Genomic DNA, 247 nt, shown 5'->3' with positions numbered 1-247 from the left:
GCCTTACGATCTGTTCTCGCCGCACCAGGACATCATCTCCCAGCGTATCGCCAGCCTGTACCGGCTGCCGGAACTGAGTCATGGTGTTTTGGTAGTGCCGGTGACCACCGCCCTACATCGCCTGGCCCCGACCAAGTTCCTGCTCGGCAGCAGCCTGGTGCTGGACATCGGCCAGAAGCTGGATGTGGAGCAAATGCGTACCCGGCTTGAGGCCAGTGGCTATCGCTGCGTCGATACGGTGTATGAA

Annotated in this window: 1 protein-coding gene; it reads left to right on the top strand. The window is 60.7% G+C overall.

What is annotated here, in order from left to right; all coding sequences use genetic code 11:
* On the top strand, positions 1-247 hold a 247-nt coding region (locus AC2FA3_RS15485; RefSeq protein WP_490510368.1), incomplete at both ends, for a hypothetical protein.

This window comes from Janibacter sp. CoH_79_TC_3 (assembly GCF_058197955.1).
This window is presented reverse-complemented; position numbering and strand designations above follow the sequence as displayed.